Source organism: Streptomyces sp. Je 1-332 (assembly GCF_040730185.1).
GTDB lineage: Bacteria > Actinomycetota > Actinomycetes > Streptomycetales > Streptomycetaceae > Streptomyces.
The window spans coordinates 469,429-484,380 of the sequence record NZ_CP160402.1; the positions used below are offsets into that span (position 1 = coordinate 469,429).

The window sequence follows — 14,952 nt, forward strand, 5'->3', positions numbered from 1 at the left end:
GTCCCGCATCTTGTCAAAGGCTCTGCTCGGGGTCGAGAAGAAGCGCGGCCATCGCCGTGTCGTGGTCAGCGTGAGCGCGCAGCGCCGCCAGTTCAGCACGCCAGGTCTCGTCCCAGGATGTCGCCCGGCCACCGACGCGCACCAACGCGAGCGCCATCACTCCGGCCGCCGGAGTGCCTCGTTCACGCAGCAGACGAACGGCGGCGAGCAGGGCCGCACGCGCGCGTGGCGTCGGTATTTCCGGATGGGACCCCCTCTCCACGGGAAGCCGTTCGGGGCGTTCCTCGACCAGATCCAGCAGCCGCTCCCACCGCCCTGCGTGATGTACGCCGTGGCGCACGGCGGCCAGCGACGTGTCCCATGTCAGGGTCGCCGCGTCGGCGTACAGGCCCACGGCGTGCAGCGAGTGGGCCAGTGCGTCGGCGATGCGGAGTGTCTGGCCGGAGCCTCGCCGAACGCGCATGGCCGCGCCGATGCCGGAGAGGCGACGGAGCGCGTCGGCACGCAACTGCGGATCCGGGGCGAGGGCGCGATCCCGAAGCCGCCGGATGACGTCCCTGAGGATGCGCCCTGCCACCGGCCCCAGGGGGAACCAGACCAGCTGTTGTGCGGCCGTGTCCCACTCCCGTCGGCGCCGATCGGGGTCTGCGGCGACGTGGGCCACGGCTCGCATGGCGTCGGCCGACGTCGGTGTGAACCAGGCGGGCAGGGCACGGCATGCGGCGATGACGGTCTCTTGGTCGCCCTCCCTCACGAGGCGGGCCAGAAAGTCCGCGTAGGCCTCCCCCACGGATTCGCTCACCGCCCCCACGCGCGCGTGGATCACCGCTTCCCGTACGGCGGGTTCTTGCGCCGCACGAGCCAGGCGGTCGGCGACGGCAGGACGGTCGATCGCGGGAATGAGGTGGAGCGCCACGACGGCGCGTACGTCACGGTGTTGCCGAGGCGCGTCCCAGGCAGCCACCAGAGCGGCGAAGGCCGCGTCCCCCGTGAGCGCGCCAAGGGCTCGCACGGCTTCCTTGCGGGAGCCGACCGGGGCGTCCGCCGCACAGGCCGCGGGGCCGAGCAGGGAGACTGCCTGCGGGTTCGGCACCGCCTCCAGGAGTCGACGGATGGCCGCCATGGCAGCCCTCCCCCGGACGCCGCCCGTCGCGGCGTGCCGCAGCAAGACCCCCAGCAGTGGCTCCTCGCAGGGCTGCGCGTCCGCGTGAGTCCTGCCGAGGGCGCCGCCCAGCGCTCCAAGTGCCGCTGCCGCGACAGGCTGTGGCGCCGACTCGGCAAGTGTGGTGAGCAGCACCGGCTCGCGCACCTGAGCTGCGGCGTCGGCACGCGTGTGCAGGGGAGCCAGCTCGTCGGCGGCCACGCGCGCGTGGTGCTCGTCCCACCCACGGCGTTGTTCGGGCAGCCAGCGGCCGCAGACGCTTTTGTGCACCTCTGCGGCCCAGGGGGCGCCTCGAGGGCGTACCCGGTCGGTGAGACCTCCTCGAGCGGCGTGCAGCACAGAGTCCAGCAGATCGGTACGACGGGTGACGACGGTGCGCAGGATGACCGGAAGCGTTGCGAACGAGGCGTCGTAGTCGACCAGTTCGGCGCTGCGTCGCTCCCGAAACTCCGTCGGCCCCACCCAGGCGGCTGCTGCGCGAGAGGCGATGTCCGGGTCGTCGGACTCTCGCGCCAAGGCGTGCACCAGGGCGTCGAGTTCCGGCAACGCGGTGAGGTGCGGTGCGAGAAGTTCCGCGAGGGAGGCTCGCAGATCAGGGCGCGCCGACGTGACCGACTGGGTGGCGGACCAGAGGGCACGTGCCGCTTCCTCTCCGATACGCAAAGGCGTGGTGGTCCTGCGGGAGCGCTGGTCGGAGACGACGTGGCAGAGCAACTCCGCGGCGTGGGCCGCACGGGTCAACCCGCCGGTCGCAGCGGCGCTCTCCGCGGCACGGCGGAGCAGTTGTTCCGCCGCGGCCAAAGTGCGGGTGGTCGAGTCGCGGGACTGGACAGTGGTCAGCGCCGCGTCGCGCAGGACCGTGTCGGGCAGCGCCGCGAGCAGACGCGGGGGCGCCCCCGCGAGCTGCTGGAGGGCAGCCCTGCGTACCTCCTCCTGGTCGTGCCAGGCCCGCTCGCAGGCCGCTGCTATCCGTGCGAACTCGTCCGGGTCATCTTCGAGTTCGGCGCAGGCGAGGAGCGCGGGCCAGGCCATCAGACGCTGGTGGACGCGGTGCTGGCCGGCCATGTCGCGCAGGATCGGCTCGCCCAGGGCGAGCGGGAGTGCGACGGCCAGTCGGCTCGATGTCCACTCCCGATGGGACCAACGCTCCACCCAGGGCATGACGAGCGCCGCCCTGTCGGCAGGCTCCAGGGCCGTGAGGGCGGCCACGGGCAGGCTTCGCACCGAGCGGCGGCGGGCGATGCGTTCCTCGACGAGGCTGCGGCGCTCCGGCGCGGGCAGCAGCATGAGCAGACTGTCGGGCTCGACCTCGTGACGCCCCGGGCCCCGGTGCCGTGGCTGTGTCACGGAGCAGCGACGGGCGAGGTCAACCAAGTCCGCGGGCGGGAGGGCACGCAGGGCTCGCAGCGTGGCAGGCGGCAACGCCCCGGCGGAGAACCGTAGTTCGAGGGGCGCGTCGGCCTGGCCGGGCGGGGCCGCGCGCAGGATTTCGAGGATTTCCACCGGCCGACGCAGCAACGTGCGCGCCGCACGTGGGGTCAGGAGGTCCGGAGCCCGCGCCAGGAGCAGCAGTCCCGCTTCCGGGTCGCGTTCCGCGGCCATGCTCGCGAGCGCGCGATGGCGTCCCGTGAAGCGGTAGCGGTCGCGGTCGGTGCGGCTCTCGCCACGGGTGACGAGCAGCTGGGCCACGGCGAGCGGTGCGGTACGGGTCAGTTCACGCAGGACACCCGCCGGTGGATCCAGCCGGGGTAGCCAGGTGGCAGCTGTCTCGGCGGGGCACGCGGGCAGTAGACGGGCGGCGTCCCGGGCCCCGAACCGTTCGTGGAGCTCGGGCAGCAGGCGTGCGGCGAGGGTGTGTCGGCGGCTGAGGCGAAGGACGCGGTACGTCTCGTGCCGTACCGCCCCGATGTCGCTCAACGCGAGCTGTTCCAGGGCTGCTTCCGGCACGGGCAGTCGAATCGCGGCCGCGAGGGCCCGGCGGCGCAGGAGGGGGTCGGTCAGGGCTTCGGCGATGGTGGTGAGGTCGCGACGGGCGACGGCGAGGAAGAGGCCGGTGTGACGTTCGTCAGGCGTGCCGGCGGCGAGAGCCGTGCGGAGTGAGCCGTACGCGTCTTCGGTGAGCGCACGGGCGTAGCGGGCGAGGGCGCTCATGCGGGCCGGGAAGGGCAGTGGGTCGAAGTGGGCCTTCAGCCAGGCCGCCGTCAGCGGCGCGGGAGTGGGCTGAGGCTGGGAAAACGGCGTCTGCGACGCTTCGTGTGCGGCCATCAGCGATCACCGTGAGATCGCTGGGCCTCCTCTCGAGAAGTCATGTGCGCCATGGTCACCGCGGAACAGCTGGGGCGCAATGGGTTTTCCGCTCGCGGTGCCGCCTTGGGCGGGACCGCGAGCGGAGAGGCCGTCAGCTGTCAGCACCTGCGCGTCGAGTGTCCGCATCCCGGCGCGGCGCCCGCCCCGGGGTGCTGGGTCAGTGGCCGAGTTCCTTGCGCGAGACGCGGCGCAGCCTGCGCCGCTGTCCGGGATCCAGGGTCAGATAGGCCGCGGCCGGGACCCCGAGCACGATCAGGAGGGCGGCCCACCAGGGCAGCCAGATCAACAGGATGATGCCGGCCGCCACACCCCCCGCAGCGATCTTCGCGTTCTTCGACATGTGCGTCGCCTCCTTCGCGGCTGCTGCCGCTCTCTGTCTTGAGAAACGGGCTCGGACCGCCCACAGTTCCAGACTGCACCCCTGATAGACCCCTGAGGAGCGACCCTGACGCAACCCTGAGCCGCGGCGCGTGGCCGCGTGGCTACTCAACCCTCAGCGGCTCACCGACCTCGTACATGTGACGCAGTACCTGCCGGTAGGAGTCGATGAATCCGGCCTCGGTGTACGGCATGGCCAGCTGGGCGCAGTGGGCGCGGACCAGGGGCTGGGCGCGCCGCAGGCTGGGGCGGGGCATGCTCGGGAAGAGGTGGTGCTCGATCTGGTAGTTGAGTCCGCCCAGAAACCAGTCGGTCAGCGCGCTGCCGCGGATGTTGCGCGAGGTGAGGACCTGTCGGCTGAGGTGGCCCCAGCGCTCCCCGTCCGGGTCGGGCATCTCCATGCCCTTGTGGTTGGGTGCGAAGGCCAGTCCGAGGTGCAGGCCGAAGAGTGCCTGGTGGATGGCGGCGAAGGCGAGGGCATGGCCCACCGGCATGGTGACGAGCAGGAGCGTCACGTAGCCGACGAGGTGCGCCACGAGGAGTAGGCCTTCGAGCATGCGTTCGCGTGGCGCTTGGCGGCGCAGGTCCTGGAAACCGTAGATCTTCATGGCGACGCCCTGGAGCAGTGTCAGCGGAAAGAACAGCCAGGCCTGGTTGCGGGTGAGCCAGCGCCGAAAGCCGACACGGACCTTGGCCTGCTTGCTGGTCCAGACGAGGACGTCCGCGGCGACGTCGGGGTCCTTCTCGAGGTGATTGGGGTTGGCGTGGTGGCGGTTGTGCTTGTCGTTCCACCAGGCCGAGCTCATGCCGAGGAGGAGGTTGCCGTGCACGAGCCCGATGGCGCGGCTCACGTCGCGGTCGCCGGTGATCTGGGAGTGGCCCGCGTCGTGGCCTATGAACGCCGTTCGGGCGCACAGCACGGACAGGAGGGGTGCGAGGAGCAGCACCCACCAGGAGCCTCCGATGAGGAACATGCCCGTCGCCACCGCGGCCAGCGCAAGGGCGTTGACCACGATCGTGCGGGCATACCAGCCGGTGCGGCGGCCCAGCAGCCCCTGCTCCTTGACGGTGCGCAGGAGAGGCGCGAAATCGCTCCCTGCGGGCTGCCTTGCGCTGGTACTCGAGGGGCGCTCCGCGACTGCTGGGACGGCCTGGGACATGGTGAGGTCTCCGGTCTCTGACTGGATCGGGCTGACGTTGCCCAACGTATGAGCCCGTGACCTGGGGAAACCATGACGCCCTCACCCGTCTTGGGAGGGGGCCAGCACCGCCCGGAAGGGGGGTTAGGTACACCTCCGGGCAGCGCCCCCTGACTTTCGTGACGTGGATCACTTCGTGATCACTAACACCTGAGGAGGGACGTGTTGTACTCTCGGCCGCTCCGGTCCCAGTAGTCAAGTTTGAGGAATGCGCCATCGCCGTGCCCAGGCCCCCTGCCGCGTCACCTTCCGAGATCTCTGAACTGTCCAGCTGCTCAGTCCTGTTCGTCACCGGCGAACCGGCGCGCACCGGCCGCGTTGCCTTTTGGCGCCCTGACGGGGACGCACCGCCCACCTGCTCGGCAGGCACCGTCGAGGAGCTGACCATCGCGGTGCCCGGCGAGGAGGGAGTCCGGCTCAGCGATGTGTCCGCAATGGTTCTCCCGCTGCGCACAGCGCTGCCCGTCCTGACACGCGCGCGTGCGTCGGCAGGGGTCCACCCGACGGCCGCCTTCTGGGGCACCGCAGGCGTGCTCGCGCTGCAACTCGCCGCGCGTGGACTGCTGTTGCCCGGCCTGACGCCGAGTGATCACGACGCATGGCGCTCGGGCCCCCTGGGCGCCGACGATCTGCGACGCCTGCGGGACCTCGCCGCCGCGATGCCCCCCGCCGCGCACGCCCTTCCGCTGGAGGGCGGTCCGGAACCCCTGCGGCTGCCCGAACCGGAGCGGCTGCTGCGCCAGTTCCTCGACGCGGTGGCCGACACACTGCCGCGCTCCCCCGCCGCCACGCTGGCCGCCGGCGCCCCGGCCTTCGCCTCCGCGCAGCCCCAGCACATCCCCGCACAGCGCCCCTGGGCCACCGATGTCGCCGCCGGGCACGATGCCGGCGTACGGATCTCACTGCGCGTCGAGGTGCCCGGCCTGGTGTCGGACACTCCTGACGGGGCCCGGCTGCCGTTCCGCGCCGTGCTGCAGATGCACAGCGTCAGCGACCCCTCGCTCGTCGCGGACGCGGCGGAGGTGTGGGCCGCTTCGGGCGCCTCGGGGCAGGCCTTCGGGGCGCGGTCGCGGATGGACGCCCTGCTCGCGCTGCGGCGCGCCACGCGCGCGTGGCCGCCGCTCGCTCCGCTCCTCTCGGCCACCGTTCCCGATGCGATCGAGCTCGCCGACGAAGAAGTCACCTCACTCCTGGGCGAAGGTTCCCGCATGCTCGCCACCGCGGGCGTCGACGTGCACTGGCCCAGGGAACTGGCACGCAACCTGACCGCCCGTGCGGTCATCGGCCCGCCCGACGACGAGGCGAAAGATCCGGACAAGCCGTCGTCGGACACGCCCTCCTACCTCTCCACCGACGCGTTGCTCGCTTTCAACTGGCGGTTCGCGCTGGGCGATCAGCAGTTGACACGCGCGGAGCTCGACCACCTCGCCGAAGCCAACCGTCCGGTGGTGCGCCTGCGCGACCAGTGGGTGCTCATCGACCCCGAAGAAGCCCGGCGTGCTCGCGCGCACCAGGACCACAAGGTCACCCCGATCGACGCCCTGAGCGCCGTCCTGACGGGCACCACCGAAGTGGGCGGGCAGCGCATCGACGTCCAACCGACCGGCTGGCTCGCCACGCTGCGCGAACGCCTCGCGGACCCCGAGGGCATGGAGCCCGTCGGTCAGCCAGCGGCGCTCGCCGCGAACCTGCGCGACTACCAGCTGCGCGGCCTGAACTGGCTGGCCCGGATGACCTCCCTGGGCCTGGGCGGCTGCCTCGCGGACGACATGGGCCTCGGCAAGACGATCACGCTCATCTCCCTGCATCTGCACCGGCAGACCGACAGCGCCTCCGCCGGGCCCACCCTCGTCGTCTGCCCCACGTCCCTCATGGGCAACTGGCAGCGTGAGATCGAGAAGTTCGCCCCCGGCACCCCCGTACGCCGCTTCCACGGCGCTCAGCGCAGCCTGGAGGGCCTCGCCGACGGGGAGTTCGTGCTCACCACGTACGGCACGATGCGGCTCGACGCGGACGCCTTGGCGCACGCCTCGTGGGGCATGGTCGTCGCCGACGAGGCCCAGCACGTCAAGAACCCGTACTCCGCCACCGCCAAGCAACTGCGCACGATCGGCGCACGCGCGCGCGTGGCGCTCACCGGCACTCCCGTGGAGAACAACCTCTCCGAGCTGTGGGCCATCCTCGACTGGACGACGCCGGGCCTGCTCGGCAAGCTCGGCACCTTCCGCACCCGCTACGCACAAGCCGTCGAGAGCGGCAAGGACCCGGCGGCCGCCGAGCGGCTCGGCCAGCTCGTACGCCCCTTCCTGCTCCGCAGGCGCAAGTCCGACCCGGGCATCGCACCCGAACTGCCGCCCAAGACGGAGACCGACCGAGCCGTTTCCCTCACCACGGAGCAGACGGGCCTCTACGAAGCCGTGGTGCGCGAGACGCTCGCAGAGATCTCCGGTGCCGACGGCTTCGCACGGCGGGGCCTGATCGTCAAACTGCTCACCAGTCTCAAGCAGATCTGCAACCACCCCGCGCAGTACCTCAAGGAGGACAAGCCACGGATCGAGGGCCGTTCCGGAAAGCTGGAACTCCTCGACGAGTTGCTCGAAACGATCCTCTCCGAAGACGCAAGCGTGCTCATCTTCACGCAGTACGTCCAGATGGCGCGCCTCATCGAGCAGCACCTGGCGGCCCGCGGTACCCCGTCCCAGTTCCTGCACGGCGGCACGCCCATCGCGGCGCGCGAGGCGATGGTGGAGCGCTTCCAGAACGGCGAAGTCCCCGTCTTCCTGCTGTCGTTGAAGGCGGCCGGCACCGGACTGAACCTGACACGCGCCGAGCACGTCGTGCACTACGACCGCTGGTGGAACCCCGCGGTCGAGGCGCAGGCCACCGACCGTGCGTACCGCATCGGGCAGACGCAGCCGGTGCAGGTGCACCGCCTGATCGCGGAGGGGACGATCGAGGACCGCATCGCCGACATGCTGTTGCGCAAGAGGGAGTTGGCGGACTCGGTGCTCGGCTCCGGGGAGGCCGCGCTGACGGAACTCACCGACGCCGAGCTGTCGGATCTGGTGGAACTGCGCGGGGGGACTCGATGAACGACATCTACGAAGAGCCGAACGGCGAGCCCCACGGGGACGGCGGTCACGGGGAGGGCGGGTACGAGCACGAGCGCACCTTTGCCGCGCTTCCGCCCTCGCACGGCAGGGGGTTCGCGCAGAGCTGGTGGGGCCAGGCCTGGCTGAAGGCCCTGGAGGACACGGCGCTGGACCTCGCGCAGTTGAAGGCCGGACGCAGGCTTGCGCGCGCGGGAGCCGTGGGTGCGGTCTCGGTGCGCCCCGGCCGGATCACCGCGGTCGTCCAGGACCGCGACGGCACCCCACGCCGCTCCGACGTGCTGCTGCAGCGGCTCGGCGAGGACGAGTGGGACCGTTTCCTGGGCATGGCCGTCGAGCGGGCCGGGCACATCGCGGCGCTGCTCGACCGGGAGATGCCGCCGCATCTGGTGGAGGACGCGGCGGCAGCGGGTGTCGAACTCCTGCCGGGCATCGGCGACCTGGAGCCGGAGTGCGACTGCGAGGCCTGGGACCACTGCGGGCACACCGCCGCGCTCTGCTACCAGGTGGCCCGGCTCCTCGACCAGGATCCGTTCGTGCTGTTCCTGATGCGTGGACGGGCGGAGCGCGAGCTGCTGGACGAGCTGCAAGTACGGAGCGTGGCGCGGACGGAGGCCGAAGAGGCACCGGCACAGGAGCAGGAGGGGGCCCAGGAGGGCGTGGATGCCGACAAGGCGTACGCGGAGGGTGCCATCCTGCCTCCGCTGCCCGAGCTGCCTCCGTTGCCGCCAGAGCCGGGCCTGCCGCCTTCCCTCGACACGGAGGCGGAACCCGCGCCCGGTCTCGATGTGGCGGCACTCGAGTTCTTGGCGGCGCAGGCGGCCGTGGAGGCGCACCGGATGCTGGCCGAGGCGCTGTCCCCCGGGCACGAACGGCACCCGGTCGAGCAGGAACTGACGCTCGACGAGGATGCCGTACGCCTCGCCGCCGCGGCCCCCGCGCCGGTGGTCTCGCGCCTCGCGACCGCCGCGGACCGCGGCAAGGACGGCCTCGCGCTGGCCATACAGGCCTGGGAGTACGGAGGTCCGGCCGCGCTGTCCGTCCTGGAGGAGGAGTGGGCCCCTGAGGCGGACGCACTGGCACGCGCGCGTGCGGCGCTGGACGTGGCCTGGGACGACGGGGAGCGGCCGCAGCTGCGGGCCGCCCGCAACCGCTGGACCGTGGTGGGCGGCGACGCCCAGCTGCGGCACGGCCGGGACGGCCGCTGGTGGCCCTACCGCAAGGAGCGTGGCCGCTGGGCTCCGGCGGGTCCAGCGGCCCACGACCCCGCGACGGCACTGGCCGTGGTGACCGGCGGCGAATAGGACGGGAGGTCCGGTGCGAGCCGCCTCCCGCACGCCCGCACCGGACGCCAGCCACGACACGCTCGCTACAGCACCGGAGCCCGGCCACGGCGGCCCCAGCTACAGCCACAGCTCACTAACGCCAGCATCGGCCCCGAACCCCCAACCCGCTCGCTCCGACAGCCCGGAAGCGTCCGCCTCCCCGGCCCGGCGCCCACCGGCGCATCCGAGCCGCTCACGCGCACGCCGGGAACACCGACGCGTGCACTCCCCCTGACCAGCGATTGAGCGCGAGCATGACATCCGCCAGGGTGGATCACACCGGTGCAGGGGTGCCGACCGCGACTGGGCTCCCCCGTCCCGCAGGGCCTGAGCGATGGAGTACGTCAGCACGATCCAGCCGAAGGGGGGCGACAAGGGCCAGAAGCCCAACTACCGCTGACCGGCCCGTTGGTGACGGCGGCGCCTCCTGCCCCTCGCGGGAGGCGCCGCCAGTGCGCCCCCTCACGTTCACCTTTCTGCCTCCTTGCGTTCGTGGCGACGGCGAAGTCTGACCGCTGTCACCGAACACTTGCGCCCCAGGAGGCAGTCATGTCCCCGCACGCCGCCCGAAAGCGTCGCGTCCGCCGTTCAGTCGCCGCGGGTGTGCCGTTCGCCGTGCTCGCGGCGATCGCGGTGACCGGCACTGCTACAGGTGCCCAGACCAGCGGCAAGGAGAAGGCGCCTCGGATCACCTCGACGGCGACCCTCGGTGACGTTCCACTGGGGACGTTCAGCAACTCCCTGCTGCCCGGCACGGTGAGCGACGACCGTGGTGTTGATCTCGGCGGCATCGGCAGTGACATCTATCCGGCGGGCCGCAAGGGCGAATTCTGGACGGTCACCGACCGCGGGCCCAATGGCCAGATCAAGGTGGACGGCAAGAAGCGACGCACATTCCCCGTCCCCGGTTTCGATCCGGCGATCGTGAAGGTCCGCGTCTCAGGTGACACGGTGAAGGTCACCGACGCGCTCCCGCTGACGACTTCCTCCGGTAAGCCCGTCACCGGGCTACCCAATCAGGAGGGGCGCGATGAGGCCCCGTACACGTACGACGCGAAGACGGCGCTGACCTACGACCCGAACGGCCTCGACACCGAGGGCATCGTGCGGGCGCGCGACGGCGGCTTCTGGCTGGTGGACGAGTACGGCCCCTCGCTCGTCCACGTCTCCGCGCGCGGAGAGGTGCTCAAGCGCTATGTCCCCGAGGGCCTGGAGCTGGCGGGTGCCGACTATCCGGTCGTCGAGGCACTTCCGAGCGTCCTGCTGCACCGCAAGGGCAACCGCGGCTTCGAAGGGCTTGCGCAACTCCCGGGCGGGGACCTGGTGATGGCGGTTCAGAGCCCTCTGTCGGTGCCGGACGAGGACGCGGGTGACGCGTCGCGGACGGCACGGTTGCTGCGCTTCTCTCCGAAGAAGCAGGCGGTCACGGCCGAGTACGCGTACCGCTTCGACGCGGTGAGTGTGGTCGACCCCGGCGAGGACGACACGTCCGAGCTGAAGATCTCTTCCGTGGTGGCCGTCGGCCGTGACCGGCTCCTGGTCGAGGAGCGCACCGACAAGGCCGCTCGGCTGCAGACGGTGAAGCTGGACCGTGGCTCCGACATCCTCGGCGAGCGGTGGGACGACGCGTCGACGAAGCCCTCCTTGGAGGAGCTCGACGATCCGGCGGCCTCCGGAGTGCCCATCCTGAGGAAGCGTCTCCTGGTCGACCTCGGCGTCATGGAGGGTGTTCCCGACAAGATCGAGGGCGTGGCGCGCGTGAACCGTCACACCCTCGCCCTGATCAACGACAACGACTTCGGGATGACGGACGGAGCGGAGGCGTTCGACGAGGAGGGCCGGCTCGTGGACAGTGGCGTGCAAACCACTGTGACGTACGTGCGGCTGCCGAAAGGCCTCTGAGTCCGTCGGCCTCGCGACCGGCACGCCGATCAGGAACCCGGTTCGGTGACGCCTGCTTTGATGACCTCCACCCTCAGGAAGTAGTAGCTCAGGAAGTAGTAGCGCGCTTCACTGTCCGCGCGTGACGGGACCAGGGAGTCCAAGTCGTTCGGCAGTTCGCTCGGCAGTTCGCTGGGAAGCTCCGACGGCAGACCGCTGGGCAGGTTCGAGGGCAGCTCTGTCGGCGGTTCCGTCGGCAGCTCGGAGGGGAACTCCGACGGGATGCTCAGCGATGGCGTGGGCTTACCGCCCGAGCTCTCACTGCTCTTGGAGGGGCCCTTCTTGTCGTCCGAGCCGTCACCACCGGTGGCCACCAGGACAACAGCGACGACGGCGCCGATCGCGACGATCACCGCGAGCAGGACGAACAGGCCACCTCGGCGCCCTGACGGCCCGCCCGGTGGCGGAGCAGGCGGCCACCCGCCGCCGCCCGGGGGCATACCGTCGCCTGCCGCTGGAGGCCATCCCCCACCGCCCGGAGGTGGTCCGAACCCGCCGCCCGGAGGCGGGCCGTACCCTCCACCGGGCGGACCGTAGCCACCATCGCCCGGAGGGGGCGGGTCACCCGACGGAGGGGGCGGCGGTGGCGGTACGGGCGGCATGGCCATACCGTCCAGAGTCGCCTCGAAAGGGTCAAGATGCGACCCCTACGCAGAACTTGACGCCTCGGGAATCGGGGCGTCGGGTCAGCCCCGCGCCCCCAGAAGGTGATCCATGGCCAGCTGGTCGAGGTGCTCGAAGGCCATGCCCCGGTCCGCGGCTGCCGTCACGTCGAAGTCCTCGAAGGCGGCGCGGTCGGCGAGCAGTCCGGAGAGGCCGTCCTCGGCGGTCGGCAGGGACAGCTCGTCCAGGCGGGACGCACGCAGGGCCTCCTGGACCTCCGGGTCGGCGCGGAAAGCGGCCGAACGCTCCCGAAGGATGAGGTAGTTGCGCATGCAGCCGGCGGCCGACGCCCACACGCCCGTGTAGTCCTCCGTACGCGGCGGCTTGAAGTCGAAGTGTCGCGGACCTTCGTATCCACCCCTCTCCAGGAGGTCGACCAGCCAGAAGGCGCTGCGCAGATCGCCCGCCCCGAAGCGCAGGTCCTGGTCGTACTTGATGCCGGTCTGGCCGTTGAGGTCGATGTGGAAGAGCTTGCCCGCCCACAGGGCCTGGGCGATGGAGTGCGGGAAGTTGAGGCCGGCCATCTGTTCATGACCCACTTCGGGGTTGACGCCGAACAGTTCGGAGCGCTCCAGGCGCTCGATGAAGGCAAGGGCGTGCCCCACAGTGGGCAGAAGAATGTCGCCGCGCGGCTCGTTCGGCTTGGGCTCGATCGCGAAGCGCAGGTCGTAACCCTGCTCCGTCACGTAGTCGCCGAGCAGGTCGAAGGCCTCCTTCATGCGGTCGAGGGCGACACGTACGTCCTTCGCCGCACCGGATTCGGCGCCTTCCCTGCCGCCCCACGCGACGTAGGTGTGTGCGCCCAGTTCCACCGCGAGGTCGATGTTGCGGATGGTCTTGCGCAGCGCGTAGCGGCGTACGTCCCGGTCGTTGGCGGTGAACCCCCCGTCCTTGAAGACGGGGTGTGTGAAGAGGTTCGTGGTCGCCATCGGCACGACGAGGCCTGTCGCGTCGAGTGCCTGCCGGAAGCGCTTGATGTGCGACTCGCGCTCGGTGTCCGTGGCGCCGAAGGGGATCAGGTCGTCGTCGTGGAAGGTCACTCCGTAGGCCCCCAGTTCGGCCAGGTGCCGTACGGAGTCGGCCGGGTCGATGGCCGCCCTGGTCGCGTCACCGAACGGGTCCCTTCCCTGCCAGCCGACGGTCCACAGGCCGAAGGTGAACTTGTCCTCAGGAGTGGGCTGGTACGTCATGTTCGCTCCCTGGATGGCTGGTGCACGGCTGTGTGGCGGAGCGGGCATGGCTGCGTGCCCCCTCGTGCGCGGCTGCCGCGACTATTTCGTCATGGCGCTTAACAAATTAGTATCCGGAGGCATCCCTGGGAAGGTCGGACGGAAAGAAGTCCGGGTGTGCCCGGAAAGAGCCGCGGGAACGGAGACCCCCGATGTCATCAGCCCCAGCAGCCGACGGGCCCCTCGTCGTCGGCGTGGACAGCTCCACGCAGTCCACGAAGGTCCTGGTCGTCGACGCCGCCACGGGCAGGGTGGTGGCGAGCGGTCAGGCCCCGCACCGCGTCAGCTCGGGGCCCGCCCGCGAGAGTGACCCCGAGGACTGGTGGAACGCCCTGTGCGCGGCCCTCGACCAGTGCGGCGAACCGGCGCGCGAGGCCGCCGCGGTGTCGGTCGGCGGCCAGCAGCACGGGCTCGTCACGCTGGACGCGCGGTCCAGGCCGGTGCGGCCCGCACTGCTGTGGAACGACGTGCGCTCGGCGTCGCAGGCCCGCTCTCTGGTGGACCGCCTGGGAGGCCCGAAGGCGTGGGCCGAGCGCGTCGGCAGCGTGCCGGGGCCCTCCTTCACGGTGACCAAGTGGGCCTGGCTCAGCGAGCACGAGCCCGAGGCGGCGCGTGCCACCGTGGCCGTGCGACTCCCCCACGACTACCTCACCGAGCGCCTCACGGGATCCGGCACGACCGACCGGGGCGACGCCTCCGGTACGGGGTGGTGGGCGTCGTCGACGGAGGCGTACGACGAGGAGATTCTGGGACTCGTCGGCCTCGACCCCGAGCTGCTGCCGCGTGTGGCGCGCCCCGGTGAGGTCGTCGGCACCGTACGCGGGAGCGGCGAGCTGCCCTTCTCCAAGGGCACGCTCGTCGCCCCCGGGACCGGCGACAACGCGGCGGCGGCGCTCGGACTCGGCCTGCGCCCCGGAACGCCGGTCCTGAGCCTCGGAACGTCGGGCACCGTGTACGCGGTCTCCACGCGGCGCCAGGCGGATCCCACGGGCACCGTGGCCGGGTTCGCCGACGCACGCGGCGACTGGCTGCCGCTGGCCTGCACCCTCAACTGCACTCTGGCCGTGGACCGGGTGGCCGCGCTGCTGAGCCTCGACCGTGAGGCGGTGGAGGCGGGCGGCGCCGTCACCCTGCTGCCCTACCTGGACGGTGAGCGCACTCCGGACCTTCCGCATGCTTCGGGACTGCTGCACGGGCTGCGACATGACACGACTCCGGGGCAGCTGCTGCAAGCGGCCTACGACGGGGCCGTGCACTCGCTGTTGGGCGCACTCGACCTGGTCCTGGACGCGGACGCGGACCGCTCGGCTCCGCTCCTGCTCATCGGTGGCGGGGCACGGGGCACGGCGTGGCAGGACACAGTTCGGCGCCTTTCGGGGCGGGCCGTTCAGGTGCCCGAGGCCAGGGAACTGGTCGCCCTCGGTGCCGCCGCCCAAGCCGCGGGCCTCCTCACGGGCGAGGATCCTGCGGCTGTCGCCCGCCGCTGGGGCACGGCTGACGGGCCTGTGCTGCCCCCTGTGGAGCGGGACGAGTCGGCGCTGGCCCGAATCGCCGGGGTAGTCTCCGACGCGGCGTCGCTGCTCGACGACAGGGGCCATCTCGACGCCAGGGGCCATGAGGAAACTCGGCCATGAGGAC

Annotated in this window: 9 protein-coding genes; 4 read left to right on the plus strand and 5 right to left on the minus strand. The window is 71.4% G+C overall.

The genetic code is table 11. The features are described from left to right. Positions 1-13: 13 nt before the first annotated feature. The 3 genes from ABXJ52_RS02240 to ABXJ52_RS02250 form a co-directional block, all read right to left on the minus strand. Positions 14-3,427, minus strand: coding sequence for a hypothetical protein (locus ABXJ52_RS02240; protein ID WP_367038825.1), 3,414 nt, complete (start codon positions 3,425-3,427; stop codon positions 14-16). A gap of 199 nt (positions 3,428-3,626) precedes the next feature. Next, a complete protein-coding gene (locus ABXJ52_RS02245) occupies positions 3,627-3,809 on the minus strand; it encodes a hypothetical protein (RefSeq protein ID WP_344522782.1) in 183 nt (60 codons plus the stop codon). Between the two features lie 142 nt (positions 3,810-3,951). Beyond that, positions 3,952-5,007, minus strand: a complete 1,056-nt coding sequence (locus tag ABXJ52_RS02250) for an acyl-CoA desaturase (protein ID WP_367038826.1) — start codon at positions 5,005-5,007, stop codon at positions 3,952-3,954. 260 nt (positions 5,008-5,267) lie between these two features. On the opposite strand from ABXJ52_RS02250, the gene ABXJ52_RS02255 reads away from it, so the two are divergent. The 3 genes from ABXJ52_RS02255 (at position 5,268) to ABXJ52_RS02265 (ending at position 11,383) form a co-directional block, all read left to right on the plus strand. Continuing rightward, the gene (locus ABXJ52_RS02255; RefSeq protein ID WP_367038827.1) at positions 5,268-8,138 is read left to right on the plus strand and encodes a DEAD/DEAH box helicase; all 2,871 of its coding nucleotides are present in this window, start codon (positions 5,268-5,270) and stop codon (positions 8,136-8,138) included. Continuing rightward, entirely contained in the window at positions 8,135-9,460 is a 1,326-nt protein-coding gene (locus ABXJ52_RS02260; RefSeq protein WP_367038828.1) for an SWF or SNF family helicase, read from the plus strand. The genes ABXJ52_RS02255 and ABXJ52_RS02260 overlap by 4 nt, the downstream gene beginning before the upstream one ends. 570 nt (positions 9,461-10,030) lie before the next feature. Then, positions 10,031-11,383 (plus strand): esterase-like activity of phytase family protein, encoded by a 1,353-nt coding sequence (locus ABXJ52_RS02265; protein WP_367038830.1) that lies wholly within the window; start codon positions 10,031-10,033, stop codon positions 11,381-11,383. 29 nt (positions 11,384-11,412) lie between these two features. On the opposite strand, the gene ABXJ52_RS02270 is transcribed toward ABXJ52_RS02265, so the two are convergent. Then, entirely contained in the window at positions 11,413-11,775 is a 363-nt protein-coding gene (locus tag ABXJ52_RS02270) for a hypothetical protein (protein WP_367038831.1), read from the minus strand. Between the two features lie 333 nt (positions 11,776-12,108). Continuing rightward, on the minus strand, positions 12,109-13,275 hold the full coding sequence (gene xylA, locus ABXJ52_RS02275; protein ID WP_367038832.1) for a xylose isomerase: 1,167 nt from the start codon (positions 13,273-13,275) through the stop codon (positions 12,109-12,111). 191 nt (positions 13,276-13,466) lie between these two features. Here xylA and xylB point away from each other — a divergent pair, with 191 nt between their 5' ends. Then, on the plus strand, positions 13,467-14,948 hold the full coding sequence (gene xylB, locus ABXJ52_RS02280) for a xylulokinase (protein ID WP_367038833.1): 1,482 nt from the start codon (positions 13,467-13,469) through the stop codon (positions 14,946-14,948). The last annotated feature ends 4 nt before the right edge of the window (positions 14,949-14,952 follow it).